Source organism: Rothia sp. HMSC069C03 (genome assembly GCF_001811075.1).
GTDB classification, from domain to species: Bacteria; Actinomycetota; Actinomycetes; order Actinomycetales; family Micrococcaceae; genus Rothia; species Rothia mucilaginosa.
Genome location: NZ_KZ627137.1, coordinates 343,346 through 364,703, shown reverse-complemented (window position 1 = coordinate 364,703; position 21,358 = coordinate 343,346). Strand labels below are relative to the sequence as shown.

General features: G+C 61.1%; 16 protein-coding genes. 6 read left to right on the top strand and 10 right to left on the bottom strand.

All coding sequences use genetic code 11. From position 1 onward, the window contains the following. Positions 1–45: 45 nt before the first annotated feature. The 7 genes from hemB to hemE all read right to left on the bottom strand — a co-directional run bounded on the left by hemB (position 46) and on the right by hemE (position 8,563). Positions 46–1,047, bottom strand: coding sequence for a porphobilinogen synthase (hemB, locus tag HMPREF2779_RS05725; protein WP_105361038.1), 1,002 nt, complete (start codon positions 1,045–1,047; stop codon positions 46–48). Positions 1,048–1,082: 35 nt separating this feature from the next. Continuing rightward, positions 1,083–1,991 carry a uroporphyrinogen-III synthase gene (locus HMPREF2779_RS05720; RefSeq protein WP_105361037.1) on the bottom strand — a complete coding sequence of 303 codons (909 nt, stop codon included), beginning with the start codon at positions 1,989–1,991 and terminating at the stop codon, positions 1,083–1,085. Between the two features lie 5 nt (positions 1,992–1,996). Beyond that, positions 1,997–3,130, bottom strand: coding sequence for a hydroxymethylbilane synthase (locus HMPREF2779_RS05715; RefSeq protein ID WP_105361036.1), 1,134 nt, complete (start codon positions 3,128–3,130; stop codon positions 1,997–1,999). 175 nt (positions 3,131–3,305) lie between these two features. Beyond that, entirely contained in the window at positions 3,306–4,730 is a 1,425-nt protein-coding gene (locus HMPREF2779_RS05710; protein WP_105361035.1) for a ferrochelatase, read from the bottom strand. Further along, positions 4,727–5,548, bottom strand: coding sequence for a hydrogen peroxide-dependent heme synthase (gene hemQ / locus HMPREF2779_RS05705; protein ID WP_005505272.1), 822 nt, complete (start codon positions 5,546–5,548; stop codon positions 4,727–4,729). Before hemQ ends, HMPREF2779_RS05710 begins: the two co-directional genes overlap by 4 nt. A 132-nt stretch (positions 5,549–5,680) precedes the next feature. After that, positions 5,681–7,231, bottom strand: coding sequence for a protoporphyrinogen oxidase (hemG, locus tag HMPREF2779_RS05700; protein WP_105361034.1), 1,551 nt, complete (start codon positions 7,229–7,231; stop codon positions 5,681–5,683). A gap of 138 nt (positions 7,232–7,369) precedes the next feature. Next, complete coding sequence (gene hemE / locus HMPREF2779_RS05695) at positions 7,370–8,563, bottom strand: uroporphyrinogen decarboxylase (RefSeq protein WP_105361033.1); 1,194 nt, start codon at positions 8,561–8,563, stop codon at positions 7,370–7,372. A 221-nt stretch (positions 8,564–8,784) separates the two neighbouring features. Here hemE and HMPREF2779_RS05690 point away from each other — a divergent pair, with 221 nt between their 5' ends. The 5 genes from HMPREF2779_RS05690 (at position 8,785) to HMPREF2779_RS05670 (ending at position 15,052) form a co-directional block, all read left to right on the top strand. Then, positions 8,785–10,047, top strand: coding sequence for a glutamyl-tRNA reductase (locus HMPREF2779_RS05690; protein WP_070685381.1), 1,263 nt, complete (start codon positions 8,785–8,787; stop codon positions 10,045–10,047). Positions 10,048–10,269: 222 nt separating this feature from the next. Then, positions 10,270–10,497: a DUF3107 domain-containing protein gene (locus tag HMPREF2779_RS05685; RefSeq protein ID WP_005505268.1), complete on the top strand. Its 228-nt coding sequence runs from the start codon at positions 10,270–10,272 to the stop codon at positions 10,495–10,497. A 505-nt stretch (positions 10,498–11,002) separates the two neighbouring features. Then, positions 11,003–12,745, top strand: coding sequence for a DEAD/DEAH box helicase (locus tag HMPREF2779_RS05680; RefSeq protein WP_105361032.1), 1,743 nt, complete (start codon positions 11,003–11,005; stop codon positions 12,743–12,745). Positions 12,746–12,753: 8 nt separating this feature from the next. Further along, positions 12,754–14,019: a DNA-methyltransferase gene (locus tag HMPREF2779_RS05675; RefSeq protein WP_105361031.1), complete on the top strand. Its 1,266-nt coding sequence runs from the start codon at positions 12,754–12,756 to the stop codon at positions 14,017–14,019. Between the two features lie 205 nt (positions 14,020–14,224). Then, the gene (locus tag HMPREF2779_RS05670) at positions 14,225–15,052 is read left to right on the top strand and encodes an S-layer homology domain-containing protein (RefSeq protein ID WP_233992287.1); all 828 of its coding nucleotides are present in this window, start codon (positions 14,225–14,227) and stop codon (positions 15,050–15,052) included. A gap of 50 nt (positions 15,053–15,102) precedes the next feature. Here the strand turns inward: HMPREF2779_RS05670 and HMPREF2779_RS05665 are convergent, their stop codons facing one another. Together HMPREF2779_RS05665 and HMPREF2779_RS05660 are read right to left on the bottom strand one after the other, a co-directional pair. After that, positions 15,103–16,761, bottom strand: a complete 1,659-nt coding sequence (locus tag HMPREF2779_RS05665) for a transcriptional initiation protein Tat (protein WP_233992286.1) — start codon at positions 16,759–16,761, stop codon at positions 15,103–15,105. A 632-nt stretch (positions 16,762–17,393) separates the two neighbouring features. Next, complete coding sequence (locus HMPREF2779_RS05660; RefSeq protein WP_105361030.1) at positions 17,394–18,362, bottom strand: PHP domain-containing protein; 969 nt, start codon at positions 18,360–18,362, stop codon at positions 17,394–17,396. 214 nt (positions 18,363–18,576) lie between these two features. Between HMPREF2779_RS05660 and HMPREF2779_RS05655 the strand changes: the two genes are divergently transcribed. Next, complete coding sequence (locus HMPREF2779_RS05655) at positions 18,577–20,106, top strand: aminopeptidase P family protein (protein ID WP_070685394.1); 1,530 nt, start codon at positions 18,577–18,579, stop codon at positions 20,104–20,106. Between the two features lie 138 nt (positions 20,107–20,244). Here HMPREF2779_RS05655 and HMPREF2779_RS05650 read toward each other — a convergent pair whose 3' ends face one another. Continuing rightward, positions 20,245–21,231 carry a hypothetical protein gene (locus HMPREF2779_RS05650; RefSeq protein WP_105361029.1) on the bottom strand — a complete coding sequence of 329 codons (987 nt, stop codon included), beginning with the start codon at positions 21,229–21,231 and terminating at the stop codon, positions 20,245–20,247. Positions 21,232–21,358 lie beyond the last annotated feature (127 nt).

The following is a 21,358-nucleotide window of genomic DNA, read 5'->3' as shown; positions in this document are numbered from 1 at the left end:
TTTTCGAAACACATGTGGCTTCTCGGCATCCAAAGAAGGGAGGGGTTAGGCGTCCAGCTCGCGGAGCCAGCCTGCCGCCTCCGTACCGTAATAGGTCAGGATAACGTCCGCACCGGCACGGTGAATCGAACGCAGCGACTCCAGCACCACAGCCTTACGGTCAATCCAGCCGTTCGCCGCAGCCGCCTCAATCATCGCGTACTCACCCGATACCTGATACGCCGCCACCGGCACCGGCGAAAACTCCGCCACCTCACGCACAATATCCAGGTAACTACCGGCAGGCTTCACCATCACCATATCCGCGCCTTCCTCTAGGTCAGCGCGCACCTCCAGAAGTGACTCGCGGCGGTTCGCCGGGTCCTGCTGATAGGTCTTACGGTCACCCGTGAAGCTGGACTCCACCGCGTCACGGAACGGGCCGAAGAACGCAGAAGCGTACTTCGCCGAATACGCCAGAATCGACACATCCTCAAAGCCTGCCTCGTCCAGGGCGGCGCGCATCGCCGCAATCTGGCCGTCCATCATGCCCGAGGGGGACACCGTGTGCGCACCCGCACGCGCCTGCGCAACCGCCATCTTGCAGTACAGCTCCACAGTCTCGTCATTATCCACCACGAGGGTGCCGTGGCCGTCATCGACCAGCACGCCGCAGTGACCGTGGCTCGTAAACTCATCCAGGCAGGTATCAGCCATAACCACCAGGTCATCGCCGAACTCCTCACGGCACACCGCAATCGCACGGTTCAGGATGCCCTGCGGATCCCACGCAGTCGAACCAATCTCGTCCTTATCCTCATCGCGAGGAATGCCGAACAGGTCAATGCAGCGGATGCCCGCCTCGTAGGCCTCGCGCACGGCGGGGATGATGCTCTCCAGGGTGTGCTGGTACTGACCGGGCATCGAACGAATCGGCTGCGGCTCGTCGATGCCGTCGCGAACAAAGAACACCTGAATCAGCTGCGCGGGGCGCAGGGTGGTCTCAGCGACGAGGGAGCGCATGGCTGCGGTGGTGCGCAGGCGGCGCGGGCGGCGGGTGAGGTTCATGATCTCTCCTGAAAACTCGATAAAAATATGTGGTCTTAGTAGATGAGGGATGCAGCAGCACGCGCCAAATCCTGCGGTAACGGCGAATCGGCCTGCACGTAGCGCAGGTTCAAGGCGCGGCATACGGAGGCGGTACTCGCCCCAATCGCAACCACCGGCGGCACCGATTCGGGCGGTACAGATTCAGGCGATAGCGCGGGGGTGCTGTCCAGCAGGGCGTGCAGGCGGGAGGGGGCGGTCACCACCAGCACATCCAGCGCTGGGGTTTCCGGGGCGGGGGCATCTGCGGCATTCCCCTGTACGAGCGCGCGGGCGGTGCTGAGGCTCAGCTCGCCGGGTGCTACCTGCTCGGCGGGCACCATGTCGTAGAGCACGCAGCGGTGGCTGTCCCAGCCCAGGTTTTTGAGGCCTTCGCGCAGGGTCGGGCGGGCGTTGGAGCCTTCCAGAACCAGCACGGCGGCGGGCTCGGTTGCAGGCTTTTCAAACTCCGCGAGCATACCGGCGGCGCTCTGCACCTGCGGCTGAAAATCCGTGCCCAGCCCCAGCTGGGTGTGCACGGCGCGGGCGGTTGCCGCACCCACGCAGGCGATGCGCACTCCCCCACTCGCGCAGGCGCGGGCAAACTCGTCGCCCCACAGCTCGGCGCAGGCGCGAACCGTGTTGGCGCTTGTGAAGCTCACCCACGCATAGTGACCGGAGGCGAGCGCCTCGAGCGCGGCGGCGTGCTCTGCGCCCGGTTTGACGGTGCGTGCCTGCTGTAGCGGGGCGAAGAGTACCCGGGGCTCCCCTAACCCGTTCTGTGCGCTTTCTTCGGCGAGGGCTCGTGCGAAGGGGGCTCCCTGGGCGGCGGAGCGGGTCAGCAGAACCGTGCGCGGGACATCAGCCTGCAGGGATTCGGCCTGCGGGGATTCAGCCTGCCGGGATTCAGAACACGAGGCAGACATGGCGCCTACTTCAGGTCCAAACCGGCCAGGGCGGCGGCACCCATCTGCAGCAGGTCTTCTGCCACGCGCACGCCCAGGCGTTTGGCGCCGGGCACATCCAGCTCGGCGGTTGCCGAGGTGTGGCGCAGCATGTCAGTGCCGTCCGGGGACGCCACCACAACGTTAAGCACCAGGTCGCCTTCAACCACGTGCGCGTACGCGCCGATGGGTGCGGCGCATCCGGCTTCGAGGCGGCGCAGCAGGGCACGTTCGGCGCTGACCGCGAGGCGGGTTTCGTGGTGGTTTGCAGTGAGCAGGGCACGGCCGAGGGCACGCACCGGGCGCGCCACCTCGGGGTCGGCGAGCACGGCGGGGTCCGGGTTCTCGAATTCGCTTTCGCGCACTTCCAGGGCGAGCGCACCCTGGCCGGGGGCGGGCAGCATGCGGGTGGGGTCAAGGTACTCGGTGATGAGTTCTTCCTTGCCCAGGCGCTTAAGACCGGAGACGGCGAGCACCACGGCATCGCAGTCGCCGCTGCGTTCGGTGCCTACACCGTGGTCGACGCGCTCGGAAGTTTCGGTGTTCTGGCGGAGTACGACCTGCTTGCCGGCGTGCTCTTCCAGGCCCTTCACGCGGCCGATGCGGGTGCCCACGTTACCGCGAATGTCCACGATTTCAAGGTCGGGGCGCAGTGCACGCAGCTGGGCGGCGCGGCGGGGTGAGCCGGTGCCCACGCGGGAGCCTTCGGGCAGGGTGTCTACGGTCAGACCGTCACGTGCCACGAGGGCGTCGCGGGGGTCTTCACGCTTGAGGGTTGCAGCGACCACCAGGCCGGGGCAGGGTGCGGAGGGCAGGTCCTTGAGGGAGTGTACTGCCATGTCCACGCGGTTTTCTTCGGAGGCGTTCTCACCGTCGAGCAGACGCTGGCGCAGTGCCGCCGCGAATACGCCGGTGCCGCCGAGGGTTGCCAGGGGCCCGGTGAGCACGTCGCCTTCGGTTTTGACGGTGCGCAGGGTGAAGTCAACGACCTCGGCATCTGCGGCGCCGTGGTGTGCCTGGTGTTCGGTGTAGAGGGAGGTGACGGTTTCAGCGGCAATACGGCTTTGGGTCAGGGCGAGAGCAGACCCGCGGGTGCCCAAGATGTACTCGTGATGGCTCATATCTCTCCTTTTCGGTGATGTGTGTGATAGCCCGTAGGTGCGTGTGTCTGTGCGTTGAGCTGTGCCTGCAACTCTGTGCGCCACAGCTGTGTGTGGGCTTGTAGGCAGTGCGGCTCCGACCCGCCCGCACACCCCGGTCAGGGGGTGTTGGGGCGAGCCGGAGCTACAGATGGTGTTAGTGGGAGCAACATCCGCCGGAGCCGCATCCACCGGAGCGGCTGGCGGGAGCTTCCTCAGACTCGGCGGTATCAGCACCGGCTGCGTACTCGGCGATGACCGGCTTCGGCGCGCCACGGCCGGGCTTGCAGCAGGCGGGTTCGCACTCGTCGAACCAGCCGTACTGACCGCTCGCGCTCGGGGCGAGGACGCTCTCACGTTCGGGGCGCAGGTCGGCTGAAACGCCGTTCTCCACGCGCTCCTCAATGAGGCGGCGCAGCGACTCCACGTACGCCGGATGCGTGCCGGGGGTGGGGGTGCGCACGGCAACCACGCCCAGGCGTTCGCAGGTGTCCAGCGCCTCGGTGTCCAGATCCCACTTGACTTCCATATGGTCGGAGACGAAGCCGAGGGGCACCAGCACGACGCCTTCCACGGGGGCTTCGCCGTCCTCCGCCGGATTGGCGGGGGTGGATAGCGCCTCCAGGGCGTCGTTGACGTCCGGTTCCAGCCACGGCATGGACGGCGGGCCGGAACGGGACTGGTACACCAGCTCCCATTCGACGTTCTGCAGAAGCTGCGGGGCTTCATCGCGAACCAGCGAAAGCACGGCGCGAGCGACCTGCAGGTGCTTCTCCACGTAGGCGGAGCCGCCCTCGTAGTTCACGCCGCGCGGACCTGCCTCATTCGCCGCGGAGGTCGGCACCGAGTGGGTGCAGAACATGATGCGCAGGCGCGGGTTCAGCGAACCGCTATCGCGTGCGGCGAGCTGCTCACGCACCGTGGCGAGGCCGTCCTTCAGCCCGTCAGCAAAAGCGCGGGAAAAGCCGGGCACGTCAAAGAACTGACGGATCTTGCCCACGTGCACGCGACCTTCCAGGCCGAGCTGCTCAATCGCCATGCCGTAGTCCTCACGGTACTGGCGGCAGCTCGAGTAGCCGGGGTAGGCGCTGGTCGCCAGCACGAGCACATTACGGTGCCCGTTCTCGTAGGCTTCGGCGAGCACGTCCTTCACGTAGGGCTTCCAGTTGCGGTTCGCCCAGGTGATCGGGATGCGCGGGCCGCGTTCCGCGAGCGCCTGCTGCAGCGCGGCGAGCAGGGCACGGTTCTGCTCGTTAATGGGCGAGACGCCGCCGTTGGCGCGGTAGTGGGTGGCGACCTCTTCGAGGCGCTCATCCGGGATACCGCGGCCAGCGGTCACGTTGCGCAGGAACGGGATGACGTCCTCCTGCCCCTCGGGGCCACCGAAGGAGGACAGGATCACCAGGTCGTAGGGGCGTGCCTCTTCGGCACGTTCACGGGTGATGCTGCGTTCGCTTCGGTAGTCGCCGAGGGTCTGCTCGTTGAGCACGGCGGTGTTCGCCGGGTCGGTGCGGTTGGGTACCACATCGTCCGGCAGGAGCGTGCCGTTGAGGGTTACGCCGTTGTTCGGCTGATGGCTCACGCCAGAACCTCTGCTACTTCATCTGCGCCAATGCGGCGGCCGGTGTAGAAGGGCGTTTCCTCACGTACGTGCAGGCGTGCTTCGGTGTTGCGGAAGTGGCGCATCATGTCGACGAGGTCAACGAGCTGGGGCGCTTCGAGGGCGAGGACCCACTCGTAGTCGTTCATGCCGAAGGTTGCGACGGTGTTTGCCAGAATCTGCGGGAAGTCGATTGCCTTCATGCCGTGGTTCTTGAGCATTTCTGCGCGGCGTTCGGGATTCATGTAGTACCAGTCGTAGGAGCGTACGAAGGGGTAGACGCAGACCCATGCTTCGGGTGCCTTGCCGCGTGCGTAGGCGGGTGCGTGGTTGCGGGTGAATTCTGCTTCGCGGTGTACGCCCATGGTGGACCAGACGATAGTGGTGCCTGCGAAGAGTGCGGTGCGGCGGATCTTGCGGACTGCTGCCTGCAGCTTTTCGGGGGTTGCGCCGTGGGTCCAGATCATGACGTCTGCGTTGTCGCGCATTGCGGAGACGTCGTAGATGCCGCGCAGGGTCACTCCGTCTGCTGCGAGCTGTTCTGCGACCTTCTCGAACTCTGCGCGTGCCTCGTCGGTGTTGGACTCTGCGGGGCGTGCGCCGGAGCGTGCGAACACGGTGTAGAGGGCGTAGTGCAGGGTTTCGCCTTCTTCGCGGCCGCGGCGGTTCTCGTCAGCTGCGGAGTGCTGGACAGCGTAGCCCTTGGGTGCGCCGCCGTAGCCGTGGCCTGCGTGGGTGTAGCCGCCCTGACCTGCGCCGTGTGCGCCGCCGTGGCCGTGTGCTGCGTGATCGTGAGACATTGTGTGTTCCTTTCTTCAGCGAGGGTTCGCTGTGCTGGAGGCGCGGCTTCCGTAGCTGCGCGTTTTCTCAATTTTTTTGGTCTAGTTGCTGGCTGAGCTGAGTTATTGGCTAAGCTTCTGCCGCCGCGCCGTCTACTTGGCAGTTGCGGCTTTCGGGGAGGTGACGCCTTCCCAGTCCTGTGCTGCGTGGTAGATGAGGCGGTCCATCTGCTCGTAGGTGTCTTTGACGGTTACGACCAGGCCGGAGCCTGCCGCCCAGGAGCCGACGGTGCTGAGGGTTCCGAGTTCGCTGGCGCGTTCGCGGAATTCCTTAACTCGGTCGCGGTGGCCGGGGGTGGAGGCGGGCAGTACGCCGCGCCAGCGTACGACGTCCGCGTCGACGAGGTTGCTGCGGGTGAGGGCTACATCCATCATGCGGGTGGCGTCGCGCAGGGCGAGGGTGATGAGCTGTTCATCGGCGAGTGCCACTTCTGAGAAGCGGGCGTCTTCGCCGCCGCGGCCGTAGGAGAGGCGCACAACGTGGCGTCCGGGGCCTGCGGCCTCGGCGACCCACTGCCATTTGGCGGTGGCGTGAGTGAGTGCCTTGGCGCGTACGGCGGTGGCTTCTTCGGAGACGAGCAGGCCGGTGCCGCGGGGGTGCTTGTCCAGGGCGGGGGCATCAACGACGAGGGTGACGAGAGCGACTTCGGGGCCGGGTTCCAGGGCGGGTAGTGCGGTGGAGACGTGCGGGCCGATGAGTCGTGCCACGGTCGGGCCGTCGGTGGCGAGCACCAGGTAGTCGGCGTAGAGGGGGGTGTTTTCGCCGTCGGTGGTGTGGCGCTGGATGATGAACCACTGGCCGGTGGATTCGTCGCGGTCAACGGCGATGACGTCGAATCCGGTGACGATGCGAACACCGGAGGCGTACAGGTCTTCGACGAGACGTTCGGACAGCTGGTTCATGCCGCCCACGATACCGGCGACCTGTGAGCCTGCGGGGGCTGCCGAACGGAAAGCGTGCGCTGCGGCGGAGAGGGAGCGGTGCTTGCGGAAGGCTTCGCGCAGACCGGGGATGGTCGCATCGACGTCGAGCTTGTCGGGGTGGGTGGAGTACACGCCGGAGGCGACGGGTGCGACGAGGCTGTCGAGCACTTTCTGACCCATGCGGATGCGCACGAGCTCACCGAGGGTCTTCGCGTTTTCGCCTGCGGAGACGGGCAGGAACTTGTCCACCTGGGCGCGGCGCAGACCGTTCTTACCGATGACGGGGATCAGCGACTTATCGTTCACATTGCCGGGGATGCCCATGATGCCGGTGCTGGGGGTGCGACGGGCGCCCTGCGGCAGGTACAGCCAGGAGCCGTAGGAGTTGGGGCTGACGATCTGGTCGCCCAGGCCGAGTTCCTTGACGAGGTCGCTGACAATGGGGCTGCGGGTTGCGAAGGATTCTGCGCCGGAGTCCAGCAGAAGGCCGCCAACTTCGTGGGCACCAACGGCACCGCCGAGGTGGTGGCGCTGTTCTAGCAGGGTGACGCGCATACCGGCTGCGGCGAGGCGGCGTGCGGAGATCAGGCCGGAGGGGCCGCCGCCGATGACGATGGCGGTGGGTGCCTTCTCGTTGCGGGTGAAAGCTCGTGCGTTCTGGGGCGCGGCGGAGGAACTGACCTGTGCGGTGCGGTGCGGTGCCTGGTTGGTGTGGCCCATGGTGGTTCTCCTTTGGTCTGCCTGCAGTGGAGTTGCCCATTGCGGTAACGGGTGTGGTGGTTGGTTCGGGGTGCAGATGTTCGGTGCAGATGCCGGAGGGTATCCGGCATCTGCGCCGTCTATTTATCGTTATTTATCCTATGCCTGCGCGGTGCGTTCGTGGATATATGCCACGAGGTCGGTGAGCACCTGCGGGTCGGTGGTCGGGGGTACGCCGTGACCGAGGTTAACCACGTGCGAGGGGGCGGCGTTACCTTCTGCGAGGACCTCGTCTACGTGTGCGTAGAGGTTTTCGCTGCCTGCGGCGAGCAGTGCCGGGTCGATATTGCCCTGCAGGGGTACAGCGCCGTTGAGCAGGGTGTTCGCTGCGGACAGCGGCAGTCGGTAGTCCACGCCGATGACGTCTGCGCCGGCTTCGTGCATGGCGGGCAGCAGCGCGGTGGTGCCGGTGCCGAAGTGGATGCGCGGCACACCGTATTCGCGCACCATATCGAGGGCGGTTGCGGAGTGCGCCTGCACGTAGCGGCGGTAGTCGCTTTCGCTGAGGGATCCTGCCCAGGAGTCGAAGAGCTGCACTGCGGATGCGCCCGCCTCGATCTGTGCGCGCAGGAACTGGCCTGCGGTGCGGGCTGCCCAGGCGGCGAGTTCATGCCAGGCGTCGGGGTCGGCGTGCATCATGGTGCGCGGGCGCAGGTGGTCGCGGGAGGGGCCGCCTTCGACCATGTAGGCGGCAACGGTGAAGGGAGCTCCGGCGAAGCCGATGAGCGGGGTGTCGCCGAGCATTTCTACGGTGGCGGCGACGGCTTCGCGGATGGGGTCGAGGTCGCTGTCTTTGAGTTCGGGCAGGGCGCGCACCTCGTCGAGGGTGCGTACGGGCTGGTCGAGTACGGGGCCCTTACCGGGCACGATGTCGACGTTGACGCCCGCGAGCTTCATGGGGATGACGATGTCGGAGAAGAAGATACCGGCGTCGACCTTGTGGCGTCGGACGGGCTGCACGGTAATTTCTGCGGCGAGGTCGGGGGTGAGGCATGCGTCCAGCATAGGGATGCCTTCGCGTACCTGGCGGTATTCGGGCAGGGAGCGGCCTGCCTGGCGCATGAACCAGACGGGTCGGTGGCTGGAGGGGCGGCCGGTGAGGGCGCGGAGCATGGGCGAGTCGGCGGTGGTGCCTGCGCGCAGGGGGTGGTTTGCGGGTAGGTGTGCGAGCTGTTCGTCGGTGAGCAGGGGTCGCTGGGCGTCGGTGGGGTGTGCGGGCAGGGCGGGTGCCTGTGAGGCAGCCGATGCGGGGCCATTTTCCGACGCGGGGGTAGTGTGCTGGTTTTCGCTCATAGTGTCTAGTGTGACAGGTTTATGTGGGCGTTTTTGCGACACTATGTCATGGTGACTCTTACCTAATGATGGCTTTCTTAGCAGTGAGGGAAACCTTAGTTCATGCCTACTCTTCGTGTCCGCTCCCCCACCGTGCAGATTTTCTTGCCCCCTACGATGATGGAACTTAGGTTCTGTGAGCTTTACAGGGGCTTAGTCGGCGTGGTTATGATTAGTCTCTAGTGAGTACTTATGCATTTGTGGCATCGCACCACACCGTTGATCTGACCACCGTCGCTGCGTTGAGCGCCGGTGCTTCCGGCGTACCCGATGTTCTGGCGGGCGATATGGCACGCCAGCTGGGCGTGAAGGGTGCAGTCGTTCTTGCCACCTGTAACCGGCTTGAAATGTATGTTCAGCTACACGTATCCGCCCATGTACACATGGTTCGTGAGCTGATTGCTGATTCGATTGCACGCACCTCCGGCTTAGACAAAGAACTGGTTGATTCCAGCTTCGACGTGTACGCCGACGAGGAGGCTGCACGCCACCTGCTGACGGTCGCCTCCGGCCTGGAATCTGCCGTGGTCGGCGAGCGCGAAATCACCGGTCAGGTGCGCCGCGCCCTGGCCGCCGCGCAGGCGAAGGCGCAAGAGGACGGTGTGTCCCTTCCCGGTGAGCTGGTTCAGCTATTTGAGCATGCAGCGCATACGGCTCGTCAGGTAGGTCAGCACACGGCGCTTGGCGCCCAGGGCCGCTCGATTGTGTCTGTTGCCTTGGATCTTGCGGATGAGGTTGCCGAGAAGGACTGGTCGACCCGACGCGCCCTAATTTTTGGTACGGGTGCTTATGCGGGTGCAACCATTGCGGCTCTGCGCGAGCGCGGTTGCACCGATATTTGGGTCAATTCCCGTTCTGGTCGCGCCCCGGAGTTCGCGGCGAAGCGCGACGTCTTCGCGGTGCCCGAGGACGGCATGGAACAGGCGATGGCTGAGGCTGACGTGATTATTGGCTGCTCTGGCGGCTCAGATCCGCTGCTTCCCGAGCAGATTCCGGCTGGTCACCACACGATTCTTGACCTTGCTCTTTCACGTGACTTTGATCCGTCGGTCGCTGACCTGCCGCATGTTGAGCTGATTACGCTCGAGTCGGTGCGCCTTGCCGCCCCCGAGGAGACCGAGGAATCCGTGGCGACGGCTACGCGCATCGTGGAGTCTGAGCTGGCGGCGTTTGTGTCTCGTCAGCGTTCCCGCACGATTGACTCCGCGATTGTTGCGCTGCGCTCGCACACTATGGATGTGCTGGATTCCGAGCTGGAGAAGGTACGTAACCAGTTTGGTTGCGGTGCGGCGACGGAGCAATTTGAGCTGGCGATGCGCCGCATGGTGAAGTCTCTTCTGCACACCCCGACGGTGCGCGCCAAGAAGCTGGCGTCGGAGGGCCGCGCAGAGGATTACGTGCAGGCGCTGGAGACTCTCTACGGCATTCAGGTGGAGGACTCTTAAGAGCCTCCTCTCCCCCGCTCTTCCCGGTATTTTCCGGCATTTTTCCGGCGTTTTTCGCGCGCATTTTCACGCGTGACGCGGCGAGTATTTTATTAGCCCCCGGCGAAGTACCGCCCGTTCACGGTGCCGATGGGCGTATTCACGCTAGAGTAGATGCTAGCTAAGACAGTTCCCATACCCGGCGCACGTTTGGTTGCACCGGACTATTCTGCGAGGAGACTCATGGAAATCAAGATTGGCATTCGCCACATTGCTCGTGAAATCGTTGTTGAGACCAGTGAGGCTAAGGAAATCCTCATGGAGAAGGTCTCGAAGGCTATTGAGGATGGCTCGCTGCTGCAGATTATGGATGATAAGGGCAACACCACCCTGATTTCTGGCGCTCAGATTGGCTATGTCGAGCTGGGTTCCGACGCTAAGCGTCACGTTGGTTTCGGTATCGGCGCCTAATTAGTTCGGTAGCTGAACCCCCTTTAGCTTGAGCTTTCCCCCGCATCCGTCACGATGCGTAACCGCGCTTTATGCGCCGTGTGCGTGCGCTGTATGCGCCACGTCGTTACGCCGTGGCGAATGCGGGGGTTTGCATTTTAAACCGCCCGCACAAAAACCTCGCGGCACCCGGTTTTGAGGCGGTATATCGCCCATCACGGGCGCACACCACAACCGGTCGGGGGGTGCGCCGGAAGCAAATCCGGGTTAATATTGAGGGGTTAAGTGAATGACCGGTCGTACCCCTTTCAAGACCCCGAGGCTGCACCGCCTTCTCATCATGAATGAACCATGAGTATTAATCATGCGTGCAGGCGGTGTCTCGGTAAGAATTTCCCGTGTAAGAATTTCCCGCGGCCGGCTTTCGACGCCCGCCCGTCACCGCCTCCACTATTGGGGCGCTGGCTGGTACACCCCCGTTTCGGGGAGAAACACACCCCGAGCAGGGGTAGAAAGATACGGTCCAGTGACTGAAACGAACACGCAGGAAACCACTCAGACTGCAAAGTCCTTCGCCGACTTCGGCGTTCGCCAGGATATTAGCGACGCCCTCGCGGCGGTTGGCATTACCTCCCCCTTCCCCATCCAGGAGCTGACTCTTCCCGTGGCTCTGTCTGGCCAGGACATCATTGGTCAGGCGAAGACCGGTACCGGTAAGACCCTCGGCTTCGGTCTGCCCACCATTCAGCGTGTGGTTGGCCGCGACGATGAGGGTTGGGCTGATTTGGAGTATCCCGGCGCACCTCAGGCGCTGATTCTGGTTCCGACCCGTGAGCTTGCTATTCAGGTGGGCGAGGACCTGGCGATTGCTGCGAAGCTGCGCAACGCCCGCGTCGCAACCCTGTACGGCGGTGTGCCGATTGAGCCTCAGGCTGAGCTGCTGCGCCGCGGCCTGGAGGTTGCGGTGGGCACCCCCGGCCGCATTATCGACCTGTACCAGCAGGGCTTCCTGAACCTGAAGCAGGTTAAAATCGTGGTCCTCGATGAGGCTGACGAGATGCTGGATTTGGGTTTCCAGCCGTCGGTTGAGAAGATCCTCCGCTACCTGCCCGAGGACCGCCAGACCATGCTGTTCTCCGCAACCATGCCCGGCCCGGTCATTGCGATGGCACGCCAGTACATGACCAAGCCCATGCGCATTAGCGCCGCTGACCCCGAGGACGCCTCGAAGACTAAGGCGTCGATCCGCCAGGTCGTCTACCGTGCGCACCACCTGGACAAGGACGAGATGATTGGCCGCATTCTGCGCGCTACCGGCCGCGGCCGCACCGTCATCTTCACCAAGACCAAGCGTGACGCTGCTCGCGTGGCGGAGGAGCTGGTGAACCGTGGCTTCGCTGCTGCTCCCCTGCACGGTGACCTGAACCAGGTTGCGCGTGAGCAGGCGCTGAAGGCGTTCCGCTCCGGCAAGGTCGACATTCTGGTTGCGACCGATGTGGCGGCTCGCGGTATTGACGTTGAAGACGTGACCCACGTGATTAACCACCGCGTGCCCGAGGATGAGAAGACTTACCTGCACCGTACCGGCCGTACCGGTCGCGCCGGCAATGAGGGTACCGCTGTGACTCTGGTTGACTGGGATGACCTGCCGCGCTGGAAGGTCATTAACGACGCCCTGGAGCTGGGTGTTCCTGAGCCGGTTGAGACCTACTCTTCCTCTGAGCACCTGTTCCATGACCTGAACATTCCGGCTGGCACTAAGGGCCGCCTGCCGCGCGAGGAGCGTGTGGCTGAGGGCATGGGCGATGAGTTCTTTGAGAGCGCCCGCGATTCTCGTGATGGCCGCCCGGCTCGTTCTCGCGGTGGCCGCGACGGTTCCCGTGAGGGTGGCCGTTCTGGCGGTCGTGACGGCGAGAAGGGTTCGCGCCGTTCCCGCGGCGGTCGTGACGGCGGCCGCGATGGTCGTTCAGGCGAGGGCCGCGGCGAGCGCCGTAGCCGCTCCGAGGGCCGCAAGCGCACTGAGCGTTCTTCTGAGCGTGCGGAGCGTAACGAGCAGGGCGCATCCGAGCGTACCGAACGTTCTTCGGAGCGTTCTGAGCGTGCGCCTCGTCAGCGTCGCCGTACCCGCCGTGTTGAGGGTCAGCCGGTGGAGGGTGAGGGTCGCAGCCGCACCCGCCGCCGTTCTGAAGGCTCTCGTTCTGAGGGCTCTCGTTCTGAGGGTTCTCGCGGTAAGGGCCGTGGCGCTGACCGTGCTGGTTCTGAAAGCTAGGGCCGGGGTTGGGTATTTCAGCATCCCCGGCGCCCGCCGCGCCTTCCCCCGCCGCTGAGGCGAACCGCACGGATTCGGCTGTTTTCGATTCGCAGGGCCCGTCGTTGCTGGTGCAGGCAGATAACCTGGAGTATCTGCGTGAGCTGCCCGATGGTGCGTTCACCGTGATTTATATTGATCCGCCGTTCAATACGGGTAAGAAGCAGACGCGCCGCACGTTGAGCGCGGAGGCTTCTGAGAAGGGTGACCGCACCGGTTTTAAGGGCAAGAGCTATTCGAGCACCCTGCAGACTCTGGCGAGCTATAACGACTCGTTCGAGGATTATTGGGCGTTCCTAGCGCCGCGTATTGAGCAGGCGCATCGTCTGCTCGCGCAGGACGGCACCTTGTACCTGCACCTGGATTGGCGTGAGGTTCATTATGTGAAGATTATGTGCGACATGATTTTTGGTCGTGAGAACTTCATTAATGAGCTGATTTGGGCTTACGACTACGGCGCGAAGTCTACGCGCCGCTGGCCGACGAAGCACGACAATATTTTGGTGTACGCGAAGGATCACCGCAGCTATTACTTCAATACTGCGGAGGTTGATCGTGAACCGTATATGGCTCCCGGTTTGGTGACTGAGGAGAAGGCTTCTCGCGGTAAGCTCCCTACTGATGTGTGGTGGCATACTATTGTGTCGCCTACGGGTAAGGAGAAGACAGGTTATCCCACGCAGAAGCCTACGGGTTTGTTGCGTCGTATGATTGCGGCGAGTTCCCGCCCGGGTGATTGGGTGTTGGATTTCTTCGCTGGTTCTGGTTCTACGGGTGCGGCTGCGGCTCAGCTGGGTCGTAAGTTCGTGTGTGTGGATCAGAATCCGCCGGCTATTGAGGTGATGGCTAAGCGCCTGGGCGTGGATTCGGTGTCGTTCGCTGAGTATCGCGGTGTGCCGCGTGGGGCGAGTGTGTTGTTCACGCCGAAGCGTACGGTGGGTGTTCGTGGCGGTACGAGTCGTGATGCGTTGACTGCAGCGAGCCGTCATGCGTTGAAGGCTGTGTTGGATACGTTGACGGAGACTACGCAGCCGGTTGAGGGTGCGTCGTGCCGGTTTGTGCGTCACTGGTCGATGGATGCGGTGGATAAGAAGATGCGTATTGATGGGCGTGATGAGTTGCGTCGTCAGCGTCAGCATCAGGCGCGGGCTAAGGCTCGTGCGGCGCGGGCTCAGCGGGATGCGGTTGCTGCGGGTGCGGTGTTGCAGCATCATGCGTCGCGTGAGAGCGTCTAGGCAGTCTTGTCTGCGCGTCCGTTAGAGCACGTGTTAAGAGTGTGGGGCGGGTTCCCGATAAGGAACCCGCCCCACAGTCTTTTGTTTTCACCTCATTGCATGTTCCCTAAATCTCTACCTGAAGGTTAGGATTTTTGATACGCTGAGAACGTTCTACTCACTGGGGCGCACAAAGATTGTGCCTCCCCCTTAGCTTGAAGGAGCTATGTTGCTTCGACAATTATTTGCCCGCCCCACGAAGCGGGCCATCCAGGCCGGTGGCACGGTACTGCTGGCAGGTGCCATGGTGTGCGGTAGTGTTCCGGCGTATGCTACAGGGCATTTGAAGCCTCATGAGGTGATCCCCATTGTGCAGCCCAATGAACCGGCAGTGACCTGTAACGACCGTGCAGAATATGAGTACTATCGGCAAGATGGCGAGTTGGGGCGTCGCGTTATTTTTAGTTGGGCACAGTGTGTCGGTCTGATTTCTGAGTATCAGAAGCACCAAATGGTCAAGAAAGATAGTGTTATCTCTCGTGGCCATTTTGTGGAGTATTTGTATCGCCTGTCGGGTTCTCCTGAGGTGAAGAATCTTCCGGCGCAGTCTCCGTATGGTGATATTAAGACTGATGACCCGCGTTTTCCTGTGGTGATGTGGGCTCGTGAGCGGGGCATTACCTGGGGTTGGAGTGATGGGAATTTCCATTACGATACCCCTGCTAGTGAGTCTTCTACTGCCTTGATGGTGTATCGGTTGGCGGGCAGTCCAAAAGTAACGGTAGCTGCATATGACCCTGAGAAGTATTTCCCCCCTACTCCTTGGAAGGAAAAATGGCCGAATATGCCATATAATTCGGAGCTTCATAAGGCATACACCTGGTTACACTATGGTCTTCAGAATCCAAATAATGAAGATTCTATTGAGAACGTATCGTATCGACGGTATGGTATCGTATCGCCTAACGATGAATTTGAATGGTTGGCTTACGCTACTTATGAGCAGGCTATCGAAGTGATTCGTCTAGCAGATAAATCTTTCAAATTTAAATAAACTATGTGCGCCTCACCTAATGTTAGGTGAGGCGCACATTTTAGTAATTTTTATTCAGTGATTGGAAAATCTTTTTTATTAGAAATATCTGCTGAATCCTCAGTAGATTTATAGACATACTGATTAATTTCAATCTTGTAGGGTGGTTTCAGGGAATTTTTAATAAAAAACTTCCATGCACCTTCCAGCGCCTTGGGTTTAGGTTTGTTATCGTCTTCGTAGTCCATGTGGCATTGGTCGTATGCATTGGCGCCAATAATATTCAAACGCCTAACGCTACCTTCAAGATAGAAGCCCCACAGCGAAGCAAGGATTGTTTTTAGTGATACTTCTTTGCTTGGCCCGTAGGGGTTGTCTGAGCGTACTCCTGTAAAGGTGCAGTCGCTAGCCCATGAGCTGATATACCAGTTCGCTGCCTCATGATTACCCGCTGTACCTGAGACTGCGTCATGCCAGCTGGAGGATTCACCGATACAGCCTACATAGTTATTCCGTGGCATGAGGGCGAACCATCCGTGGCCGCCGTTCTCTTGTGCCGTGCATCCTTGAAAGAGGTTACGAGTTCCGGCGACATACCATCCAGCACCGGCCTTGGCGGTGTATTGATCGTCGGACTGGTTCTCTTTCCGCGTTACGTAGATAGGATTTTTGGGTACGGAGCGGCGGTTGTACCAGCTGGTTGACCCAAAAAATTTGCATTGGGAGGCGTAGATTTCAATTCCAGCGTAGTTTTTCCCTGAAAGGTTGGCATCGGAGATATCTACTGTAAGGAACTTATTATCTGCACCGCCAGGATTATTGTCATCTATCCTGCGCAACGGATGACCGACAGGTTTGCCAACCAGCAAGCCTTGGCGCAAAGACTTGCGGACACGGATTTTATCGACTTTCATACCTCGGTCATGAAGCCCCAAAATCGCAACGCCCATATCTACATCCCAAATTTCTAGGTTAGAGAGGGAAGGGACTGCTTCAGGGTCATTGGGCTTACCCGTAAACTCAGTATGCAGAATAACCCCTGCAACATGAGCTAGTGGCTCCCCAGCATGCATATTATCCCTAAGCTGATCTACGTTGATATCCCCTTTCTTGGTACTTGTGCGAATCCATATGTCACGCACTCCGAAGCGCATCGGACGATTATTTGTCGCATTAGATATCGGATTTTGATAAGTTCCCGTATGAAAAACGCCGAAACATTCATCAGAGGTACCCGCTGCCTTGGTAAGCGCATCTGTGGACGTCGCAATAATTCGGGTAGACATTCCATGCCCGAAAAACTCCACCTTATCGAGCAAGTGAATGAAGGGGTGCGACACCTTGTAAATACCGGCAGGTAGCTCAATTGACCCTCCGCCAAGCCAATATAGTCGCTCTGCCAGCTTATTCAGCTGATCGGTACAGTCCACTACATCCGTGGGGTCTACGCAGTAATCCAGAACATTAACGTGAAGGCCGTTCTTTGCAAGATTGTGGACTGTGCGCTGCCTCGCTTTGGTATTGTACTCGAAGTATTGTAGGCGCGTACGGAACTCGTCTAGCCGCTTCGTTGGATTCTCTACCCATTCTGGGGCGGGAGTCATGAACTCATCAGTCTTATTTGCTTGCTCCGCATGGGCTGGGGAGAAAGCTGAGACTCCTGCAGTGGTTGCGGCAAGAGCTCCTCCTGCCAAAAGGGCGCGCCGCGATGGCGCATGATATTCAGACATCGATGTCTCCTAGAGGTGAGTGAATTATTCGCCCTTCATCACGACGAAGTGATGTTAGTGGGCGGATACTTTCTGCACGTAGCACCGTGCTGCGCTGCAGAAGGTATCTCTAGTGCGCTGCAGAAGGTATCTCTAGTGTGTATCGCTTTTTCTTCTCTTTGCAAGAAAATTTATGATTTTTACATAAATTCATTTCAAGTTTTACGTAAATATTTTAATTTTCTTCAATTTGTTAATGAGGTATATAAAATCTATTTGCTTTAAATATTTTTAACATTAAATTAAAACTAAAAAGAAGCATAAAGCATAATTTCGAACCCTCGTTGGGAGGACCGTCATCACAACATCCCCAGTGGTTCGGAATTGCGCCGGGCATATGCCTGGCTGGAATTTAGCGGGATGGCCGAACATATTTAGCTGGTGACGTTGCAACTGTTGACGAGCTGTGGTTCGATGCATGGCATTTCAAGCCACTCATATACAGGCTTTGGAGGTGTTGCGTTTAGTCGACACTCGAGGTGCATTCTAAAGCTTTTATTTAGAACAGAACACTAGAGCAACACAAAAGAGTGTGGGGCGGGTTCCTTATCGGGAACCCGCCCCACACTCTTTCGTCTTACTACTGGGTCTTACTACTGAGTTGCGAGTAGCTCGTGGATGCGAGCCACCGTCGCCGCATCCGTCGTATTCTCACCCAGCAGGTTCGGCTTACCCGCACCGTGATAATCGCTCGAACCCGTCACCAGCACCTCACGGCCCGCCGCGCGCTGACGCTCAATGAACTCCAGCAGACGCGCCCGGTCCTCCGGGGAGTTCTCACGGTGATACACCTCCACGCCCGCCAGGCCAGCATCCACCATCAACCCCAGGTACTCCAGGCTCAACGCGGGTCCACGCATCGTACTCATCGGATGCGCAATCACCGGCACACCCCCAGCCTCACGCACCAGACGCACCGCCTCCAGCGGGTCCAGCGCATCCTGCGGCACATAGTAGGGGCTGCCCGTGTACAGCAGCTTCGCAAAAGCCTCAGAACGATCAGCAACCACACCGGCAGCAACCAGCGCATCAGCAATATGGGGGCGGCCCACCGCTGTGTTCCCCTCCCCCACCTGCGCCAACACGTCATCCCAGGTCAGCGGGTAGTCGGCGGCAAGACGGCCCACAATAGCCTGCGCACGGCCCTCACGACTGGCACGAATCGCCTCCACACGGCGCGCCAACTCCGAACCCACAGGGTCAAAACCATAAGCGAGCAGGTGAATAGTCTTCGTGCGTGCGCGGCCCTCACCGTCGGTGTAACGGTAACGGCAGGAGAACTCGGCACCCGGCAGAAAATCCAGACCGTACTCACCCGCCAGCTGAGCCGCCTGCGCCCAACCAGCCGTCGTATCGTGATCAGTCAGCGCAAACCCAGCCAACCCGGCGCGAGCAATCAGCGGCACCAGCTCGGTCAGGCTCTGCGTGCCGTCAGAAATAGCGGAGTGAATATGCAGATCGTAACGCCCGGCACGGTTCAGGTTTTCAGGCGCGCCCGATTCAGCGGGCTGCGGTGCATGCTTCGCATTAGGTGCATTGTTTCGGTGTTCTGTCTGCGTCATATTCTCTCCTTCCCCGCCCCTGCTAGTTCGTCGCCACCTCAGCGGGGTTTAAGGCATGTCATCTACTCTTCTGATTCAACCCTACCAATATCGGCGGCGCAATATCAGGCACCCAGTCGCAGGTCAAAGATATATTCTGTCCCACCGCACCCTCTCTTATGGTCAAAGCGCTAAAACACCTGCCCGCCTGTGGTGAAGGCGATATGATTAACCCATGACTGAGAACAACGAGAAGAGCACCGAAGCTCAGAAGACTGACCACCGCAGCACCCCTAAGGCGTCTGCGTTCACCGAATTCATTGCCGCAAACTGGGCACCTGCCGAAGATGACGGCTACACCCGCGAGCCCGTAGCAGACTACGCAGCTGAGCGCCGCGCCAAGATCTCCAAGGCATTCCCCGGCGAGCGCCTCGTCCTGCCCGCAGGCCCGCTGAAGGTCCGCTCCAACGACTGCGACTACCGCTTCCGCCCCCACTCGGCGTTTGCGCACCAGACCGGTCTGGGCATCGACCACGAGCCGGATGCAGTGCTCGTCTTTGAGCCCGTCGAAGAGGGTACCGGCGACAACGGCTCCAACCACGAGGTCACCTTGTACTTCCGTCCGCTGGCTGGCCGCGACACCGCAGAGTTCTACGCGGATGCACGCTACGGCGAGTTCTGGGTTGGCCCCCGCCCCACCCTGAAGGAATTCTCCGAGCGTTACGGTCTGCGTACTCGCGACCTGTCCGAGCTTGAGGTTGCTATCACTAAGAACGCTGGCAACCAGGGCCTGGGTGGCGTGAACATCCGCCTGGTCCGCAACGTTGACCCGGCTGTTGACGCGCTGGTTGATACCTCCCGCTACAACACCGGCGTGGAGCTGGAGCAGGCTGACAAGCTGGACTCCGAACTGGCTGTGGCTCTCTCCGAGGCTCGCCTGATTAAGGACGCTATCGAGGTTGAGAACCTGCAGCGTTCCGTTGACATGACCGTCAAGGGCTTCGAAGAGGTCATTCGTGCACTGCCGAAGGCTAAGGAGCACCACCGCGGTGAGCGCGTCGTTGAGACTGCGTTCTTCTCCGTGGCACGTACCGACGGTAACGACCTGGGCTACGACACCATCGCAGCGTGCGGTAACAACGCAACCATCCTGCACTGGATCCGTAACAACGGCACCGTCGATGACGGCAAGCTGCTGCTGCTGGACGCAGGCGTTGAGGACGACACCCTGTACACCGCAGACGTGACCCGCACCTTCCCCGTGAACGGTAAGTTCACTGAGGTTCAGGCGAAGGTCTACAACGCTGTGCTGGAGGCTGCTGACGCCGCATTCGCTGTGGCTAAGCCGGGCCGTAAGTTCCACGAACTTCACGACGCCGCTATGGAGGTTCTGGCTCACCGTCTGGAAGAGTGGGGCCTGCTGCCGGTTTCTGCTGAGGTTTCCCTCACCATTGAGGGCGGTCAGCACCGCCGCTGGATGCCGCACGGCACCAGCCACCACTTGGGTCTGGACGTGCACGACTGCGCGCAGGCGAAGGCTGAACTGTACATGTGGGCTGAGCTGGAGCCGGGCATGGTCTTCACCATTGAGCCGGCACTGTACTTCAAGGAAGAGGACATGTCTATCCCCGAGGAGTACCGCGGTATCGGTATCCGCCTTGAGGACGACGTGCTCTGCACCGAGGACGGCAACGTGAACCTCTCCGCTGCGCTGCCGCGCACCGTTGAGGGCATTGAGGAGTGGATGGCGAAGCTGGCGAAGTAACGCCTAGCCCCCCCCCCAGTTACGTTAGTAACGTCTTATAGGGAAAGCCCCTCACCGATTCGTTCGGTGAGGGGCTTTCTTGTGTCTTCTATGCCTGTTTCCCGCCGTGATGGGCGGCTACCGCCGTTGCAGATTTGGTTATTCGGACTCCTGGGAGGACTTATCGTGGGAGGACTTATCGTGCAGGCCCTGCGGGCGCGGGGTCGGACGCTGCGGCTTGGGCTGAATCAGCTTCGCGTATTCTTCCGGGTCGTCCACGCGCAGACCGTACCGCTGCGCCGGGCGCTTCTGCGTATCTGACTTCTGGGCGGTCGCCTGGTCAGTATCTGCCTGTTCAGCAGACTGTGCAGACTGAGCGGACTGTGCGGGGGCAACCGGTGCGGGCATGTTCTGCGCCGCGCTCTGAGCAATCGCGTTCTGCGCGGTCGTATCATGCTCGGGAAGGTTCTGGTTCGGCGCCGGCTGGCTACCCGCCTGCGCACGGTACGAGGGAGCCTTCGGCGCACCGGTCGGAACCGGTGCGCCATTCATCGAGACGGTGCTCTGAGCGGCACGCGCCTGCGAAGCCTCCGGGGCTGCCGCCGCACGCGCAGCCGCAACCGCCGCCGAGAAGCGAGGGTGCGCACCCAGCACGCGGCGCGCATCCTGAGCGTACTCCGGCAGAGCGTACATCACGGTACGCGAGGGAATCGCCTCGGTACGCATCGGGTAACGAATACCGCGATTACGACGAAGAATATACATCTGCCACAGCACAAACACAGCCACCGACAGCGGCACGTACCTTAGCGCCACCGACGTAAAAGAGTCACCGGTCAGCGTCAACAGCACCGAAAACACCAGGCCCATCGACGCACCCTGAATCGCCGCAGAAATCAGGGCACGACCATAACCGGGCTGCACCGGGTACTCCACCTGGCGGATACCGTCATTGACCAGGTACAGCGCCGTGACCGGATAATCCTGCTCGCTGAGCACGTCAAAAGCGGCGAGCGCATCATCGTGACGAACGAAGGAGGCAACCGCCTCACCGGCGGGCAGGGGCTTGCCCTGAGCCTGCGCCAGGCGCGAGGCCAAGTACGAAGAAGGCGGGGTCGAGGGAATATTCGGCAGGTTAGAAGTCATGGCTCCTATTCTACCGCCCGCCCTAACCCTGGACCCGGTGGGCAGTCAGCTCTTCTACAGGCGTAGCGAACACCTGTTCAATTAGGCTTCTCAAAGTGCGAATCCCCGCGGCGGGGCGTACCCTAGA